The 17,715-nt window shown below is 72.0% G+C and carries 12 protein-coding genes and 1 riboswitch; of the genes, 2 read left to right on the top strand and 10 right to left on the bottom strand.

Features of this window, described 5'->3' with window-relative positions:
- Positions 1–335: 335 nt before the first annotated feature.
- The gene (locus FHX31_RS10045; protein ID WP_047892988.1) at positions 336–2,813 is read right to left on the bottom strand and encodes an ATP-dependent Clp protease ATP-binding subunit; all 2,478 of its coding nucleotides are present in this window, start codon (positions 2,811–2,813) and stop codon (positions 336–338) included.
- A 304-nt stretch (positions 2,814–3,117) separates the two neighbouring features.
- Positions 3,118–3,831, bottom strand: a complete 714-nt coding sequence (locus FHX31_RS10040) for a uroporphyrinogen decarboxylase/cobalamine-independent methonine synthase family protein (RefSeq protein ID WP_227457329.1) — start codon at positions 3,829–3,831, stop codon at positions 3,118–3,120.
- Between the two features lie 117 nt (positions 3,832–3,948).
- A riboswitch (cobalamin riboswitch) is annotated at positions 3,949–4,166 on the bottom strand.
- Between the two features lie 613 nt (positions 4,167–4,779).
- Here FHX31_RS10040 and FHX31_RS10035 point away from each other — a divergent pair.
- Positions 4,780–7,212 carry a low temperature requirement protein A gene (locus tag FHX31_RS10035; RefSeq protein WP_184975799.1) on the top strand — a complete coding sequence of 811 codons (2,433 nt, stop codon included), beginning with the start codon at positions 4,780–4,782 and terminating at the stop codon, positions 7,210–7,212.
- A 94-nt stretch (positions 7,213–7,306) separates the two neighbouring features.
- On the opposite strand, the gene FHX31_RS10030 is transcribed toward FHX31_RS10035, so the two are convergent.
- From FHX31_RS10030 to FHX31_RS09995, 8 genes are read right to left on the bottom strand one after another with little or no spacing between them, the layout of a single operon-like run.
- Positions 7,307–8,479: an alanine racemase gene (locus FHX31_RS10030; RefSeq protein ID WP_013476163.1), complete on the bottom strand. Its 1,173-nt coding sequence runs from the start codon at positions 8,477–8,479 to the stop codon at positions 7,307–7,309.
- Positions 8,476–10,068, bottom strand: coding sequence for an IucA/IucC family protein (locus FHX31_RS10025; protein WP_013476162.1), 1,593 nt, complete (start codon positions 10,066–10,068; stop codon positions 8,476–8,478). Before FHX31_RS10025 ends, FHX31_RS10030 begins: the two co-directional genes overlap by 4 nt.
- Complete coding sequence (locus tag FHX31_RS10020) at positions 10,065–11,687, bottom strand: IucA/IucC family protein (protein WP_013476161.1); 1,623 nt, start codon at positions 11,685–11,687, stop codon at positions 10,065–10,067. Before FHX31_RS10020 ends, FHX31_RS10025 begins: the two co-directional genes overlap by 4 nt.
- Positions 11,684–12,859, bottom strand: a complete 1,176-nt coding sequence (locus FHX31_RS10015) for an ATP-grasp domain-containing protein (RefSeq protein WP_184975795.1) — start codon at positions 12,857–12,859, stop codon at positions 11,684–11,686. Before FHX31_RS10015 ends, FHX31_RS10020 begins: the two co-directional genes overlap by 4 nt.
- Positions 12,860–12,894: 35 nt before the next feature.
- On the bottom strand, positions 12,895–14,472 hold the full coding sequence (locus FHX31_RS10010) for an MFS transporter (protein WP_013476159.1): 1,578 nt from the start codon (positions 14,470–14,472) through the stop codon (positions 12,895–12,897).
- Positions 14,469–14,618 carry a hypothetical protein gene (locus FHX31_RS10005; RefSeq protein ID WP_013476158.1) on the bottom strand — a complete coding sequence of 50 codons (150 nt, stop codon included), beginning with the start codon at positions 14,616–14,618 and terminating at the stop codon, positions 14,469–14,471. Before FHX31_RS10005 ends, FHX31_RS10010 begins: the two co-directional genes overlap by 4 nt.
- Before the next feature lie 47 nt (positions 14,619–14,665).
- A complete protein-coding gene (locus FHX31_RS10000) occupies positions 14,666–15,907 on the bottom strand; it encodes an MFS transporter (RefSeq protein WP_184975793.1) in 1,242 nt (413 codons plus the stop codon).
- The gene (locus tag FHX31_RS09995; protein WP_013476156.1) at positions 15,907–16,617 is read right to left on the bottom strand and encodes a siderophore-interacting protein; all 711 of its coding nucleotides are present in this window, start codon (positions 16,615–16,617) and stop codon (positions 15,907–15,909) included. The genes FHX31_RS10000 and FHX31_RS09995 overlap by 1 nt, the downstream gene beginning before the upstream one ends.
- Positions 16,618–16,863: 246 nt before the next feature.
- Here FHX31_RS09995 and FHX31_RS09990 point away from each other — a divergent pair, with 246 nt between their 5' ends.
- A complete protein-coding gene (locus tag FHX31_RS09990; RefSeq protein ID WP_013476155.1) occupies positions 16,864–17,421 on the top strand; it encodes a GNAT family N-acetyltransferase in 558 nt (185 codons plus the stop codon).
- The last annotated feature ends 294 nt before the right edge of the window (positions 17,422–17,715 follow it).

Here is a 17,715-nt window from a genome sequence, read left to right as displayed (position 1 = left end):
CGGCCGCCTCCAGACGGCCAGCCGGTGATGGCGGCCGGTTGTCAGCGACTGACCGTCACGTCGACCGGTCCGGCGCTCACGGTGCCGTCATTCAGTGGGGTGCAGCGGATGCCGCCCGTGCGGCGCAGGGCCTTCTACGCATTGGGGGCCGATGGCGACGTCCTTCAGGCACAGGGGGTTGGCCGGGCGGTTGTCCCGCAGGCTGACCGGCCTGCGCCGGCGTCGTCGTCAAGCCCTCCCAGCACGGCCGCGGTTTGGATGATCTGCTGCAACAACTCGCCGGGGTGGAGCCCCCGGGACACACCGCGACGGCTCGCCGAGCTGCTCGTCGGGTGTCACGTGCCAGCCGGTACGGCGGCGGGCCGGACCGAGAGGTCGAGCTCGCCGCCGACGACATTGACCTCGATGGTGTCGCCCGGATTCGCCCCGTCATCGAGCAGCAGGGTCGACAGCCGGTCTTCCAACTCGCGCTGGATGCTGCGCCGCAGTGGCCGCGCCCCGTACTCGGGCTGGTAGCCCCGGTTGGCCAGCCACTGCACGGCGTCCGGGCTGACCTCGAGGTCGATGTCCTGTGCGTGCAACCGACGGCGGGTGCGGTCCAGCAGCAGGCCGGTGATCTCAAGGAGCTGGTCCCGGTCCAGGCCGGTGAAGACGATGATCTCGTCGATCCGGTTGAGGAACTCCGGCCGGAACCGCTGCCCCAGCAGCCCCATCAGTTCCTCGCGCTGGTCGTTGACCGGACGCCCTGCCGCCTGCGCGGCCAGAATGCGGTCCGCGCCGATGTTGCTCGTCATGATCAGGATGGTGTTGCTGAAATCGACCGTGCGACCCTGCGCGTCGGTGAGGCGACCGTCGTCGAGCACCTGCAGCAGCGCGTTGAACACATCCGCATGCGCCTTCTCCACCTCGTCGAAGAGCAGCACCGAGTATGGCCGGCGCCGGACCGCCTCGGTGAGCTGACCGGCCTCCTCGTACCCGACGTAGCCCGGGGGCGCTCCGACCAGCCGGCTGACCGTGTGCTGCTCCTGGAACTCGCTCATGTCGAAGCGGATCATGCTGGACTCGTCGCCGAAGAGCGCCGCGGCGAGGGCTCTGGCCAGTTCAGTCTTGCCGACGCCGGTGGGGCCGAGGAAGAGGAACGACCCGTCGGGTCGCTGGGGGTCGCTCAGCCCGGAACGCGATCGGCGTACGGCAGCCGCCACAGCCCGTACGGCCTCGTGCTGGCCGACCACGCGCTCGTGCAGTTGCTCCTCGATGCGCCTCAGCCTCTGCTTCTCCACCTCCGTGAGCTGGGTGACGGGAACACCGGTACGCCGGCTGACCACCTCGGCGATGTCGCTCATATGCACCTCGGGCACCGGAGGCGTGCCCTCCTGCGCCGCCGCCAGATCCCGCTCGGCCGCACCGATCTCGGCTTTCAGCGCACCCGCGCGTTGATAATCCTCGTTCGCCACCGCGCTGTCCTTCTCCCGGCGCAGCTGGGACAGCCGCTTCTCGATCTCCTTCTTGTCCGGAGCCGGGGTGCGGGAACGAAGCCGGACCCGGGCCCCCGCCTGGTCGAGCAGGTCGATGGCCTTGTCCGGCAGAAACCGGTCGGTGATGTAGCGGTGGGACAGTTCAGCCGCGGCGTCCAGCGCTTCGTCCGTGTAGCGCACCTGATGGTGCGCCTCGTACCGGTCACGTATGCCCTTGAGGATCGCGACGGTGTCCTCCACGCTCGGCTCCGACACCAGGATCGGCTGGAACCGGCGCTCCAGCGCAGGATCCTTCTCGATGTAGCGACGGTACTCGTTCAGTGTCGTCGCACCGACCACGTGCAGTTCGCCGCGGGCCAGGGCGGGCTTGAGCATGTTGCCGGCATCCATCGCCCCCTCGCCACCGCCGCCCGCGCCGACAACGGTGTGCAGTTCGTCGATGAAGAGGATCAGCCCGTCCTCGCCCGACGTCACCTCCTGGATCACGTTCTTCAGGCGCTCTTCGAACTCACCGCGGTACTTGGTGCCCGCCACCATCCCGGACAGGTCGAGTGCGACCACACGCCGGTTGGCCAGGGTTTCGGGCACCTCGTCGTTGACGATGCGCTGCGCGATGCCCTCGACGATCGCCGTCTTGCCGACGCCCGGCTCGCCGGTGAGCACCGGATTGTTCTTCGTACGCCGGGAGAGCACTTCGATCGTGTCGTCGATCTCGTCATCACGGCCGACGACCGGATCGAGCCGACCGGCCCGGGCGTCCTCGGTGAGGTCCCGCCCGTACTGGTCAAGGGTGGGGGTGCTGCTGGCCCCGCGCCCGTCGGCACCGCCCGCCGGCGGCGTGGGCCCGGTGACGGCCCCACCGAGCGCCCGCAACGCCCGGCCCGCGGTCGTCTCCGGGTTCGCGGCGATGCCGAGCAGGAGGTGTTCGGGGCCGATGTACGACGCGCCGGACCGTCGCGACTCGCGGTGCGCGTCGAGCAGGGCGCGCTTCGCCGCCGGCGCGAGCGGAGGCGTGTCCTCGCGTGGCCTGCCCTTGGGGACGGCCGACTCTATCTGGCGGGCCAGGTCGTCGGGGTCGGCGCCGCTCGCGCCGAGCATCCGGCGGGTGGGGTCGGCCTGGGCTGCGGCCCACAGCAGGTGCTCGACATTGAGGTACGGGCTGCCCCACTCCGTAGCCTGCTCGGCTGCCCGTTGCAGGAGTTGCCGCGACTCGGTGGAGAGCAGCCGGGACAGGTCGACCCGCTCCACCGGACGTCCCGCGAACGGGTCTCCGCCGAAGAACCGACTGATCAAGTCGTCCAAGGAGCCGCCGGGGATGCGGAACGCGTCGAGCGACATCTCATACCCTTTCTGCCGGTGGGGTGGGTCCTCGGCACAGGCCCACCTGAACGCTACGCACCTTTCGCCCACAGAGTTGGCCTTTATGGGTTTCTGGGGAGGCCAGGGTTTGTACTCGCTGCGGGTGCAGGGCAGCCACTGAGGGTGGTTGTCGCGGAGGTCGCACCGGAGCGTCCCAGGCGCTGGGCCCCGTCGGCGCCTGCGGCCTGCCCACCATCGGATCGGCGCCTTGACCGGCAGGCCGGGAGGCGCGGGACCCCGGTACCCGCGGACCCTGCGGTCTGCCCTCACGAGCGCTGCGTTGTTACCGGTGGACTTGACCCAGGCGTCCGGCAGGCGTCCGAGTTTGGCCACCGGCGGGGGACCGAATTGCGCTCAGTGTTCCGACAGCACCACGCTCTCCGCCGTCTTGCGCCCCAGACATCTCCGCCGAGTTCGGGCGGCGAAGGCGTGATCGAAAGGCGGCGGTGTACTTGCGGTCGCGGATGAGGAACCCTCCCCGCAGCACACCGGCCACCCCGCCCCACCCTCGATGCGCCCCGATCCGGTGATGGCTGTCGATTCCCAGATCGCGGACCTCACGGTACTCGCGCAGCGCCTTGTCGGGATTCGCCGCGAAGGTGGTGTCGGAGCCGATCTCGGGGACCAGATAGTGGTAGTTGGTGTCGAACCACTTCGTCAGTTCGAGCGCCGGCTCGGCATCGACGCCCCGGGCCATCGCGAAGTAGGTGTCGAGATCGCCGAGGCCGAGGCGGGCGAACCGGTGCGGGATCGCGCCGACAGCGACGGCCGTGTCGAGCACGTGGTCGTAGTAGGAGAACGTGTTCGACGGGATCGCATCCAGGCGCGCGTCGCGCAGCGTCCGCCAGACCTCCTCCCGTAGTGCGGCAGCGGTCGCCGCCAACTTCTCGGCGTCGATCCGGCCCGCCCAGTAGGCCTCGACCGCCTTCTTCAACTCGCGGTGCGCGCCGATGTGGGGGTAGCCGAGCACTGTGCTCTGCCCGAATGAGGTTGTCACTGTGGTCCTTCCCTCGAGGTGCCTGGCGGCCACGGGGGAAGGGGAAGGCGGGGTACGGCTGTCGCGTACCGGCTTTCCGCCCTGGCCCTCCCGAGAGGCCGCCGACGGCGCGCACCGGCGGTACGCGCAGTGCGGGCAGGTCTTCGGACTCGCGGCACGACCGGATCCACCCGGTCACCTACTGGCCGTCGCTTCCCAGACCTCGCGGTCCAGTGCTTCGTTGACGGCTGTCGTTCCCACTCACCGCTGCGGGGCAGTCCCGGATTCGCACCGGGTTCCCTCTTACAGCGCCCCACTCGCGCGGCGGGGGGCGCACCAGCGCCGTTGTCCATCGTATGGGGCGGTGGGCCGACGTGGTCGGTGTGTCCGCCCTGCGGGACAGCAAGCCGTCGCGGCAGCGGAGTGCTTGCGTGCGACGAGAGGGTGACGAGGGGCTAGAAGATGGGCCGGGTCGCGGTAGTCGTGGTCGGCGGATGCGCGCCGCCGAACCCGGTCTGAACCGCCCCGGGTGGAATGGTCGGTGCCGCCGACGAGGTAGTCGCCTCTCTCCGGCGCCGACGGCTGGCCCTGGCCCCTACCGGCGCGGCGCGGAACGCACGGACCCAGGGCTCTGCACCTGCCCGGCCGCTGGTCCGGCAGGTCGGCCAGCCGGACGGGCACCTGCCTTCGCCGTAGCGCTTGTCGTACTGGGCCACCGCGCGAGCGCGGGGGCAGACGAGGCCGTACCGGCTGGCCGTACGGGATGAATCACCACGAGGGCACCTGCCTCTGCCCCGGGGGGAGTGCGGCCAGGCGTCGGCGGCGCCGTGAGTCATCGCCCCCGCCGCACGTGGCGTGGGCGATGTCGGCATCGGCGATCGCGGACCGGCCGGGCTCGTTCCACGCCGAGGTCGTCGCACGGTCGCGGATTCACCTGTCGGCGGCATGAGAGGTTGCAACAGTGGTCGGGTGACCAGCGGAGAGGATGAGGTGGCCGGAGCCGGGCTGGGCGTCCGGCGAACCCTGGTCGCGACGCACGGCGGGGTGACGCGAGCCGAGCTCTTCCTCGATCTCGTGTTTGTCTTCGCCTTCATGAACGTCGCCGGCCTCATGGCCGCGCGGTCGGCCTTCGACGCGCTGGTCCAAGGCGGGCTCGTGCTCCTGCTGCTGTGGCGCAGTTGGGCCGGGTACGCCTGGGTCGGAAACCTGGTCCGGCTCGACCGCGGGATCCTGCCAATCGTCATGTTCATGGTTGCGACCGCGCTCCTGCTGGTCGCCGTCGCGATTCCGGATGTGTTCGTCGACCGGCACGCCGGGCTCTCCGCACCTCTCGTCTTCGTCGTCGGCTTTCTGAGCATCCGAGCCGTGTCGCTGTTGATCATCATGCGGAGCCGGCGACGCTCGACGCAGCAGTCGATCGCACCCGCCCGGCAGGCCTGGCTACCCCTGGCCGCCAGCGCCGTCCTGCTGCTGTGCGGGGCGCTGCTGCCCAGCCACCTCGCACCCGGACGCAGCGCCGGGCTGCTGCAGATCCTGCTCTTCGCGGTGGCGACCGCCGTCGACTACGTCGGGCTGCGCGCTCCAGGCACCGGCAGTTGGCAGCTCAGGTCGGTGCGGCACTGGGCAGAGCGGCACAACCTGATCATGCTGATCGCCTTGGGCGAGACGATCATCTCGATCGGCACGAGCCGGGGGTTCGCCGGCACACCCGCGATCACCTGGTCCGTGCTCGCCGGCTCCGGGCTCGCGCTCCTCGTCGTGGCGTTCCTCTGGTGGGCGTACTTCGACATCGCGGCGCTCGACGCGGAACAGACGCTGGAGTCCGTCCCCCACCACGCCCGGTCCCGGCTGGCCCGCGACGCGTACACCCTCCTGCACCTGCCGATGATCGCCGGGCTCATCCTGGTGGCGTTCGGGCTCAAGCACGCGCTGGGCGCCACCGAGATCGACACCGCAAAGAAGTGGGACGCCCCGGCTCTGTTCAGTCTCTACGGCGGGGTCGTCCTGTACCTGCTCGGGTTGGTGGCGTTCGAGTGGTGCATGGTCCGGCGAATCGGCCGGGGTCCGCTACTCGGCATCGTCCTGGTCGCGCTGCTGGCGCCGGTGGCCCGCACGGTGGAGGCCGTGGCATCGCTCGGGATCCTCGCCGGGGCCCTGGTCTGCGTGGTGCTCGCGCATGTGACGGTGCTCCGGAAGCGTCACCGCGGCCTGCACCGGGTGGTCGCCGTGACGGCCGGGCGCGAGGTCGAGGCCACCCCGGAAGACCTGTTCCTGGACCTCGTGTTCGTGTACGCGTTCATCCAGGTCACTGTCCTCATGACCCGGCACCCGGGGGCGACCGGCGTGTTCCACGGGCTGGCCGTCCTCGCCCTGCTCTGGTGGTCCTGGATCAACCACACCTGGTACACGACTGTGGTACGCGGGTCGGCGAACGTCCGGCGGTTGATCGTGCTCACTGAGGTGACCCTGACCCTGATGCTCGGGATCGCCACGCCACAGGCGTTCAGTCACGTGCCCGGAGGGTTGCCCGGTCCCGCGATCGTCGTCCTCACGTACGTGGCGGTGCGCGTCCTGCAACTCGCCGCGCTCTGGATCCCGCTCCGGCGAGACACCGCGCTGCCCACGGCCGTGATACGCGCCGCCGCGCCGACGTGTGTCGCCGCCGTACTGCTGGTGGGCGCCGTGCTCGCCGGCGGGGCCACCGGCCCGGCGACACCCCTGAGCACAGCGCTCTGGGTGGCCGGCATCGCCGTCGACCTGAGCAGCGGCTATCTCACCGGAGCCCGCAACTGGCAGCTCGGTCAGGTGAGCCGGTGGATGGGCCGCTACAACCTGATCATCCTCATCGCGCTCGGCCAAGCGGTGATCTCCACCGGAATGGCCGTCGCCGGCCTGCCCGCCTCCGGACCCGCGCTCCTCTGCGTAGCACTCGGCGCTCTCCTGCTGTCCGCCCTCTGGTGGACCTACGTCGGCACCGACGTCGTCATCGGCGAACGGTTCACCGAGCTGACCACGCCGCGGCAACGTGGAGCTCTGGCCCGGGACGCCTACACGTACCTGCACCTGTTCCTGGTCGTCGGCCTCGTCCTGGTCGCCTTCGGCCTGCGCACATCGTTGGCCATACCCGGACAGCTCGGCCCGGCGACGCCGGCCGGGCAAGTCATTCTCGTGTGCGGCCTAATCGTCTTCCTGCTGACCGACCACCTCGTGTGGCGGCGCGCACGCCGTACCGTGACCCGCCCCCGGGCCCTGACCCTGTTGGTCGCCGCGCTTGCTCCGCTGACCATCCTGCTGCCGGTGCGGGAGGCGCTGATCCTGCTCATCCTAAGTCTGTCGTCCGTGCACCTGCTCGCCCGCACGACCAGACCGCGGCCCGGCAGTCACCCCGCCCGCGGCACGTGAGCGCGAAATTCGCTGCCCGTGATCGCAGTAGCCCGCGCATCTTCCACCAAGCCGCGGATCGCCGGGTGCCGCCGGCCGGGTTGGCGTCTATAAGCTACTGGCGGAATGACCGCGCCAAGTCCTGACCTGTCATCGGCCGGCCGCCCCACTCGGCGGCGACGCGGTGCGGGTCGCCGGTACGGAAGTCCGGCGGCTCGTGGAGCAGGAAGTCGCGGTGGCTGATGTTCCAGGCGTACGCGCCGGCCATGGCGAACACCAGCACGTCGCGGACGCCCACCGGCCCGGCGTGCGTCGTGCGGGACAGCACGTCCTTCGGTGTGCACAGTTGCCCGACTACAGTGACCGGCCCGCCGTCGGTGCACGGCCCGTCACCGCTGTACCGCTGGTGCACGGTGAACGGCTGCGCATGGCCCTTGGCCGCCGGTGTACGAAGGTGGTGGGTGCCGCCCGCGACCACTGCGAACCACTCGCCGTAGGAGCGTTTCACGTCGATCACCTCGGTCAGGTACGCCCCGCAGTAGGCGGTGACCGACCGGCCCGGCTCGACGCGAAGCCGCACCCCCGGATACGCGTCGCACACGCCGGCCAGTGCCCGCCCGTAGCTGGCCCAGTCGAAGCGGGCTGCCGGGTCCACGTAGTCGACTGCCATGCCACCGCCGACGTCTACCTCCCGGGCCCCGACCTCGCTGACCGACCAGCGGACCACGGCTTCCGCCACCATGGCGGCGAGCGGCGCGTCCAGTCCGCTGGCCAGGTGGACGTGCACGCCTCGCACCTCGACCCCGGCCGGTGGACGGCGGGCGCAGGCCACCGCCTCAGCCGGGTCCATTCCGAACGGGCTGGGACGCCCGCCCATCACCAGGCTCGCCCCGGGCGCCTCCAGTGGCAGGTTCACCCGCAGCAGCACCCGCGCCCGCACCCCGGCGGAGACCGCCAGCGCGCCAAGGCGGCGCAGCTCGGCCGGGGACTCCACGTGGATCCGGGCCACCCCGGCGGCGAGTGCCGCGGCCAGATCCGCGTCGGTCTTGCCCGGACCGGCGTACGCGGCAGCCGCCCGCTCGGGCAGCACCTGGGCGAGGCGTCGCAACTCGCCCCGGCTGGCGGTCTCGAAGCCGTCGACGACCGGTGCCAGCGTGCGCAGCACGTCCGGCTCCGGGTTCGCCTTCACCGCGTACAGCAGCTCGACCTCCGGCGGCAAGGCGGCGCGGATCGCCCGGGCGTGCCCGGCCAGCGCGTCGAGGTCGTGGACATAGACCGGCCGGGTCACGCGCGACCGCCGAGAGGGTTCGGCACCGGCACGAACGGCGCTGCCCGGTCCGCATCTCTCCGCCATCGCACCAGCAGGTTCGCCTTGGCCACCAGCGGCTCACCGGCCAGCAGGGCACGCAGCTCGGGCGGCTCGCCCAGGTCGGCGGCTACCGCGGCGACCACGTCCCGCACCTCCCGCCACAGGGCCGGTTCGATGCCCGGCCGGGCGTCGGCGAGAGCGCCGCTGATCCCGGCCAGGTGGTTGACGAACAGGCAGTAGACGACGCGCTGGCGGGCCTGGAGGGCGTCGTACCCGACCTGCCGGGGCAACCCCGGTGGCCAGCTCGTCCATCGGCTAATGTCCAGCTTCACCCCCTCCAGGTCGCGCAGCAGCATTCGCACCGGGCAGCCGTCGGCGTCGCGCACCACGAGGACGTTCTGGAGGTGCGGCTCGTGCACCACGCCGTGCCGCAACCACGCATCCAGCACGGCCGGCACCAGCAGCCCGACGTAGCGCCGCCACCACGCCACCGGGTCTGCCGCGGATAGCGGCGCGGCGGCCAGCGCCGCCGCTAGCACCGCGGTCTGCTGGGGCCGCAGATGGGCGCGCAAGCCGGTGCGCAGGATCGTCCCGTACGCCTCGTCCGCGCCGGCCGCGTCGATGGTCCGGTACGCGGGTTCGGCGAGCATCGCCACGCCGTCGGACAGCGGGATCCCGGCAAGCAGCCTGGTCAGCGCGACTGCGGCGGTCAGCTCGTACCGGGCGTTCTTGCGCAGGCAGTTGGTGATCCGCACGTGCAGGCTGGTCTTGACGAACAGGTCGGCGTCGGGAGAGTAGAGCGTGCGGACGCTCGCGGTCGGGCGGACCGGCGCCCCGGCCAGGCCGAGCCGGCGCACCCGGGGATGCGTCGGCGGCACCAGCGTCACCTGCCACGGGTGTACCGGCAGCACCCGGTGCCCGGCCGGTGGGCGCGGCGGTTCCAGGGCGGCCAGCATCGGGTCCACCGGCCCGGCCTCGGCCACCAGGTCGTCCGGCACGGCCAGCCAGTGCAGCCGGAACTCGGTGCGCAGTTCCGGCGCGTACGCCTGCCATTCGTCCGGGTCGCCACTGCGCCACTTGGGGGTGGGGTGGTGCGGGTGGCCGAGGACGAGCGACTGCTCGGACGCCACGTAGGCGTCGATCGCCGGGTCGCTCGTGGGATTGAGGTCGGCGGCCGGCCGCCCGGCCAGCAGGTGGGCCACCGTGTCCCGGCTGGCCCGTACCTGGTCGAGGAACTCGGGATTGTTGTGGCCGGTGCGCGCGGTCAGCTCCGCGGCGACCAGACTGGCCAGCCCTTCGGCGTCCAGGTCGCGCCACGGGCCGCCGTCGGGCCGGTGGCGCACCGGACCGGTGTAGCGATGCGTGCCGACCGGGGACAGCCGGGCCGCCGTGCAGCGTAGTGTCACCCCGGTGGACGGCAGCCAGACCTGCACCACGTCGCCGGTGATGGTGACGTCGGCGGGGGTGGCGACCTCGCGGGCCAGGCAGCCGAACACGGCGTGAGCGGCGGCCAGGTCCGCAGGGTGGGTGTGCCAGGCTGCCCGGGGGCGCAGTCCGGTGCTGGTCATCGCGTCTCCCGCAGATAGTTCGGACCGGTGTGCCGGTAGAACTTGTTCACGTCGGCGCATCCGAGCCGCTGCTTCGGTAGCAGGGTGCCGGCGGTGACCATCGCCTTGACCGGAAGCCGTTCGGCGCGCAGCACCCGTTCGGTGAACTCCCGCGCCGCCAGGCCATCGCCCCACCGGTCCCGGGCCGCAATGAGTCGCGGGGTCAGCGCGGCGGCCGGCGTCGGCACCGGGACCCCGCGGGCGGCCAGCGCCAGCAGCGGCGCAGCGGCGGCCAGGTGAAGGGTGATGGTGACGAACACGTCGGCCAGTTCGCCGGGGTCAGTGACCCACATCCGTGCGTCCCGCAGTGTCACCGCGCCGCGGTGGCGCGGGTCGAGGCGGGCACCGTCGTCGTCCTTGTAGAGCAGGCCGATCGTCCCGTCCGGCGCGAGGAGCAGGTGAATGTTCTGCGGGTGGGCCTCCAGCGCCACGCCGTACCGGAGCCACAGGCAGACGTGCCAGTCGAGCAGCAGGTCCAGGTAGGCGTCGAGCACGGCCTGTGGACGGCCGCCGCCGATGCGCTCCAGCACCGTGCCGGACTCCGGGTCCGGCGCGGCGAGGGCCGCCACCGGCACCACCCGGGTGCTGGCCAGGTCCCGGGGGAACCGGCGGAGCAGGAAAGCCCGCCGGTCGTCGTCGCCGACGTGACCGAAGGTGCGCTCGTCGGCATGCCGGATCCGGCCCGCGAAAGCGGGTTCGGCCGCAGCGGTCCGGTCGAGCAGCCCGGCCACCGCCGCGCCGTCGGCCAGCGTGGCCGGCCGCAGGCCGCGCCGGTTGCGCGCGCCCAGTGTGGCGGTGGGCAGCGGTAGCTTCAGGTGCGTGTACGGGTCGTCTGCGAGCGCCACCGTGCGCATGGAGAGTGTGGGCCGCACTGTCACCACCGGCCGGTCGGTCACCGGCAGCGCGTGCCGCGCCGCGGTGAGCGGGTGCACCGGCAGCAGCACGTCGCCGGCCCGGTCCGCGGCCGGCCACCACGCCGGCAGCGGACCGGTGAGCCGTACCGCCGTCCGGGGGGCGACGTGCCAGCGCAGCGCGAAGCGGGGTGCGTGCTCCGGGGCGTACTGGGTCAGGTCGTCGTCGCCGAGACCGTGCCGGCAGCGGTCGGTCGGGTAGACCGGATGACCGGCGTGCGCGGCGAGCACGTCGTCGAGCAGTGCCGCCGGCATGCCGGCCGGCGTGGTCACCCGTTCGGCGGCCACGGCGGTGGACACCGCCGGCCGGGACCGGGTGGCGAGCCGACGGGCCCGCAGGTCGGCGTGGCACTCGGCGATGAACGTCTGCCAGCCGGCCTCGGCCTCCGGGTCGTCGACCGGGGCGAGTACCGCGAGCAGAGCGTCGAGGGTGTCCACCCGGCGTTCGCGGCCCTCGGCGTCGCGGACGTCAAGCATGGCGGTCGCGCAGCGCAGCATCGCCTGGAAACCGTCGGCGCGGACCGGGATGCGCAGCAAGCCGCCGGCGTGCGGTACCTCCCACCGGCCGGTCACGGTGAGCCGGCCGCGCCGGAGCAGGCCGATGTGGTCCTCGCGCAGCAGCGCGTCGAGCACCCGGACGAAGACCTGCTGCTCGCTGTGGTCGGTCATCCGGTGATCGTCCAGCTCAGGTCGTCCCGGAACGCGGTGAGCGCGGCCCGGACGGTGTCGGGGTCGGGTCCGATGCCGTGCAGCGCGGCGAGGTAGTCGCGGTTGGTGCCGGTGCGCTCGGCGACCCGGCCCACCTCCCGCATCGGACGGCACGACAGCCGCACTCCGTTGTGGACGGTGTCCACGGGCCCGGGCGCCGCCGTGAGCCGGCCGGACTGGTCGGCGCAGACGTACTCGACCCGGGCGTACCTGTTCAGGGCGGCCGGGTCGGGCAGGTCCAGCGCGGCCAGTGGCTCGCCGAGGTGCAGCCGGATGACGTGGGCGAACAGGGGCACGCCGAGCAGGCCGGTGAGGATCAGGTCCATCCGGTCACCGATGAGCCGGTCGTTCACCTCGATCAGCCGGATTCCGTACGGCCGCACGACGTACTCGGTGTGGCAGGCGCCGAAGCCGACGCCGAGCGCGTCGAGCAGCGCGCGGAGCCTGGCATCGTGGGCGGGAGGTGGAGGCGCCCAGTCGAGGCTCACCTCGGTGAAGGTCGGTGGTGGGCCGAGGCCGGTGCGCCAGCCGCCGAGCACCGTCAGCGATCCGCTGTCGCCCAGCGTGTCGTAGGTGCGCAGCTCGCCGGCCAGGTACTCCTCGACGATGAGCGCCACCTCGGGCCGCCGCCGCCGGATCGCGGTGACCTGTGCGGCCGGCTCGCGCCGGTCGGTCACGAGGTAGGCGTCCTCGCTGGCCACGCCGTCGCGGGGCTTGAGTACGGCGGGAAAGAGGTCGGCCGGAACCGTAGGGGTGGCACCCGGGTCGACGGTGACCGCTCGGACCGGGTCCAGTCCGGCTGCGGCGAGCGCGCGGCGCATGGTGGCCTTGTCCTTGCAGCGCCGAGCCGCCTCCGGGTCCTTGCCCGGCAGGCCGAGCTTGCCGGCGGCGACAGCGGTCGCCTCCTGAAGGTGGTCGCTGTTGGACAGCAGCGCGGCGGGCGATTCGGCGGTCGTGGCCGCGACGATCGCCGCCGGGTCGCGGACCGCGCAGTGCCGCACCGGCACGTCGGCTGGCCATTCGGCGGGCCGGTCGGTCAGCACCGTGGCCGGAAGGCCGAGCGCGTTCGCTGCCGGGAGGAAGCCCTCCAGGACGGCGTCGGTGGGGTTCAGCGCGGTCAGGTAAAGGTGCATCGAACCTCCTAGACCGAACCGGCATTTAGGGCAGCCTACCCTAAATGTGTGGCTTTGTGGAGATTGACGGACGCCGGCCCTCGGCGTGCCAACCGATCGGCACGCCACAGCAGTGCGGCGGCAACCAGACCACCGACCAGGACAGCGACCGCGCCCACCGTCTGACCGGTCCGCAACGCCTCGGCGAAGGCGGTTGTCACCGCCTCCCGGTCCGGGCCGGCGGCGGCCAGCGTGGCCGGGAACGAGCCGGCGCCGGCCAGCGCAGCCGGCAGCAGCGCGCCGAACCGGGCGTTGAGCACCGCGCCCAGCACCGCCACCCCCAGACTGCTGCCGACCTCGGTCATGGTGCCGTCCACACCGGCTCCGGCACCGGCTTTGTGGGTGGGGATCGCGCTCATCACTGCCTCCACGATGGCCGGGTTCGCCAGGGCGCATCCCGTACCCATGACCAGCAGCCCTGCCAGCAGTGTGGCGTAGCCCTCGGACGGACCGTGCGTGACCAGCGCAAGTCCGGCGGCCAGCAGGGTCATGCCGACCGCGATGGCAGTCGGCAGGCCGAGCCGGCGGATCGTCAGCGCGGCCACGCCGCCGACGTTGAGCGCCACGATGGACAACGCGAACGGTGCCATCCGCAGCCCCGCCTCCCAGGCCGGGTAGCCGCGGACGAACTGAAGCTGCTGGGTGAGCAGGAACAGTGCCCCGGTGGCGCCGAACGTGATCAGCACGACGCCGCAGACCGCGCCGACGAAGCGGCGGTCCCGGAAGAAGTGCATATCCAGCATGGGGTGGGCGCACCGCCGCTCCCAGCCGACGAACAGCGCCAGCAGGAACACTCCTGCTGTGCCCACGCCGAGCACCGGCGCCGACGCCCATCCACGCTCGGGACCGGAGATGATCGCCCAGACGATCGCGGTCAGGCCGGCGGTGGACAGCGTCACCCCGCCCAGGTCGAGGCGTCCACCGGTCGGGTCCCGCGATTCCGGGACCAGTATCCGGCCGGCGAGCAGGCAGACCACCACGATCGGGACGTTCACCAGGAAGATCGCACCCCAGGGCAGGTGAGCCAGGACGAGTCCGCCGATTGGTGGCCCGGCGGCGAAGCCCAGCGCGCTGGTCGCCGCCCAGATGCCGATCGCCCGGGATCGCTCGGCGGCGTCGAAGACCTGCATGGCAACGGCCAGGGTGGCGGTGGCGAGCAGCGCACCGCCCACTCCCATGCCGGCGCGGGCGGCGATCAACTGCTCGGCAGTGCGGGCGAGCCCGGCCGCCGTGGAGCCGAGACCGAACAGCGCCAGCCCGACCAGCAGCATCCGTCGCCGCCCGTACCGGTCGACGGCGCTGCCGGCGCTCAGCAGCAGCCCGGACAGCATCAGCGCGTACGCGTTGATCATCCACTGGACGTCGGCCGTGCCCGCGTCCAGCTCGACCGTGAGCACCGGCACGGCCACTGTCAGCACCGTATTGTCCAGCACCACCACGAGCTGGGCCAGGCAGAGCACCGCCAGGATCAGCCAGCGGTGCGGCACGGCGGCCGGCGGCGCGGCGGCCCCGTCCGCGCTCGCGGTCGGCAGAGCGCCGGGTGCCGGGCCGACGCTCGTGGAGTCGAGCGTCACGGTGTCGGCACCAGCGACGATCCGAGACGGCTGAGCGGTTCGGCCGAGGTGCCGGCGGCCCGCAGCGCCGCAGACGCGGCGTCGTTGGCAGCGGCGCGGCCGGCACCGGCGAGCGCGGTGCCGGTCGGGCTCCCGAGCGAACTCATGCGGCTTCCCAGCGGTAGTACGGACAGGATGCGCGGCGACTGCAGCCTCACCTGACGAGCAAGTCTGTCTGGGGGTGAGCCGCCCGGATCGTCGGCCCGGACGGCGGGAACCGGCGCTGGTGCGTCACGCCCACCGCCACCCCGGCGGCGACAAGCACCAGCGACGCCAGCGCAACGGCCGGGTAGCCGAACCGGTCGGCGGCGGTGAGCCCCAGCGAGGCGGCCACGAACGAGCAGACCAGCCCGAACGACGACAGCACGGTGAAGTCGGTGCCGCCGCTGCCTGGCCGGGAGTAGTCCATGTTGACCGTGTAGAGCACCACGTTGGCTATCGTGTACGCGGCCAGGAAGAAGCAGAGCGCGGCGACCGTGCCGCCTAGCGGCGCGCGGCCGTTCATCAGCGGCAGCAACGCCACTGTGGATAGAGCCAGAGTGACCCCGCCGGCCACCAGCACGCCGGCACGCCCGAAGCGGCCGATCCCGAGACCGGCGATCAGGCCGGCCGCGATCGCCGGCACGCTGGTCACCACGCCGGTGACCACGCCGATCCGGCCCAGCGACCAGCCGGCGTCCACCAGTGCTGGCGTCACCAGCGCGTACGCCATGCCGGCGCCCACGTAGACCAGCGGCACCACGCCGAAGGTCCACCACCGGCAGCCGGGCTGCCCGAACACCGACACCAGCGCCCGGTAGGCCCCGCCGATGCGCACGATCCGATCGGTGCGCTCCGGTTCCCGGAACCGCCACACCACAAGCAGCCCGATCGCGGTCAGCGCGGCCAGCAGGCCGACCGCCGCAGCCCAGCCGAAGCGGTCGTACACCAGCACGCAGACGCCGCCGCCAAGCAGGTTACCCAGATAGCTGGCCGCCACCTGGATGCCGTTGCCGGTGCCCCGCTCCGACGCGGCCAGCAGCCGCACCGCGACCGCGTCGACGGCGATGTCCTGGGTCGCGGAGAAGAACACGAACACGGCGCAGACGGCGATGACCGGACCCAGCTGGTCCGCGAGCCGGGAGAAGGGCAGCAGCGCCAGCAGAGTCAGCACCAACGCGGCCTGGAGCACCAGCAGCCAGGAGCGGTAGTGGCCGCGGCGCCGGGAGCCGTAGCGGTCGAGGAGCGGCGCCCAGAGGAACTTGACAGGCCAGATCAGGCCGACCACCTGTAGCAGCGCCAACGTGTCCAGCGAGGTGCCGCCGTCGCGCAGGATCGCGGTCAGCCCCACCGTGATGAAGCCGATGCCGAGATACTGCGTGACGTAGAGCGCGGTGAGCGTCCCGAGGCGGCCCATCAGACGGCACGCCAGTACGCGAGCGCAGTGAGCTGGTGCTTGCCGACGCCGAGCGTGCGCCGCAGGTGCCGGGTGATGCCGCGAGTGCTGGCCGCCTCACAGGCCACCCAGTAGTGCGCGGTCCCGACGGCGGGCAGCGCTGTGCAGACGGTGTCGACCAGGTGCCGGCCGTCGTCGCGGCGGCGCACCCACGTCACGTCGTGGTGGGCGCGGGCGCGCAGGGTCAGCGCCTTCTCGCCCTCGTGGGCGTACTCGAGCCAGACCGTTGCCGGGATGTCCGCGCCGGCGTCGAGGAGGCTGTTGACCGCCGGCAGCGAGGCCGCGTCGCCGACCAGGTAGAGGTGTTCGGGCACCGGGTCGGGCAGCGCGAACGCACTGCCCTGCACGGTCGCGTCGATGGTGTCGCCCACCCGCGCGGTGGTCGCCCAGCGGGCGGCGCATCCCTCATGCACGGCGAACTCGAGTGTGAACCGCCCGGTGGCCGGGTCAGGATCGACGAGCGTGTAGGCCCGTTGGTGGGCCCGTCCGTCGTTGTCGAACCAGAGCCGGATCCACATCGTCGGGTGCGTGCCGCAGGCCGCCAGCAGCCCGCCGTCATCAAGGAGCAGGCGCTGGTAGTGCCCATCGACCGACTCGGTGTCCAGCACGGTGAGCCGGAAGTCCCGGCCCCCCATGGCCTTGAGCACCAGGCCCTCCCAGTTCCGTTTCACGAGCCCCTCCATGTAAGGTCCACCTTAGTTAGGTGAGGGTAGCCTAAGTTGACCACTTGAGGGAACTGCCACTCCAGGGCTGGCGGGTGATCCTCGCCGATACGGCTGCGAGGGCTGAATACCCGCAGCGTCCAGGGCGTCTCCGACGCCCGCTGGCAACAGCAGTGTCTGGCCGACTGGGCCGTCGGCGACCTGATCCCGCTCTGCCCACCCGCCCTCGCCGAAACCCCGAAGGAGGACACGATCGTGATCTACCAGGAACAGATTCCCGACCTCGGCGACCTGACGCTGGAGCCGGTGCGCCCCGACCAGCACGCCGTACTGCTGCACGGCTGGGTCACCCTGCCCCGCAACGCGTTCTGGGGAATGGGTGGACACAGCCTCGACGACGTGCGCGAGATCTACACGTTCCTCGACGGGCTGGACACCCATCACGCGTACCTGGTCCTGCTCGACGGCGAACCGGTCGGGCTGTTCCAGACCTACCAGCCCGAGGCGGACCCGGTCGGTGAACGCTACCCAGTCCAGCCCGGCGACGTCGGGATGCACCTGCTCCTCAACCCGCCCCGGCGCTACGCCCGCGGCCTCACCACCGCCGTCGGCCCGACCCTGGCCCGCTTCCTCCTACGAGATCCCGCCGCGCAGCGCATCGTGGTCGAGCCGGACGTGCGCAACGAGGCCGCGCTGCGACGCCTACGAACCGAGGGCTTCACATTCGCCTCCGAGATCGACATGCCGGACAAGCGGGCACAACTGGCGTTCCTGACCCGCGAGCGGTTCGAAGCGAACCACCAGCAGGCCTGATCCAGGCGCCCCGGCCAGACTCACGGTCGCACCCGCAGGCGCACTTGTCGAGGGCGCCTTGTCGCGTCGAGCGACCGAAAGCGCTCAGCGCACGGCACCGTCGGAGGCCGCCGCGGACGCCCGGAGTCCGCCACGTCCGGCAGAACCGTGCCTGGGCCGCGATCACCCGCCGACCGTTGTCGGTGAACAGACCGCACGCCACGCTGACGGGCGAGGTCGGCAGGTGCGTCTACGTGGCGAACGCGGCAATGCTCCCTCGAAGCGCGGAGGGGAGCCGGCTCGGTGTCGCTGTCG

This window comes from Micromonospora sp. CNZ286, assembly GCF_014207755.1.
The sequence above is the reverse complement of the archived record's forward strand: the minus strand, read 5'-3'. Positions and strand labels throughout refer to the sequence as shown.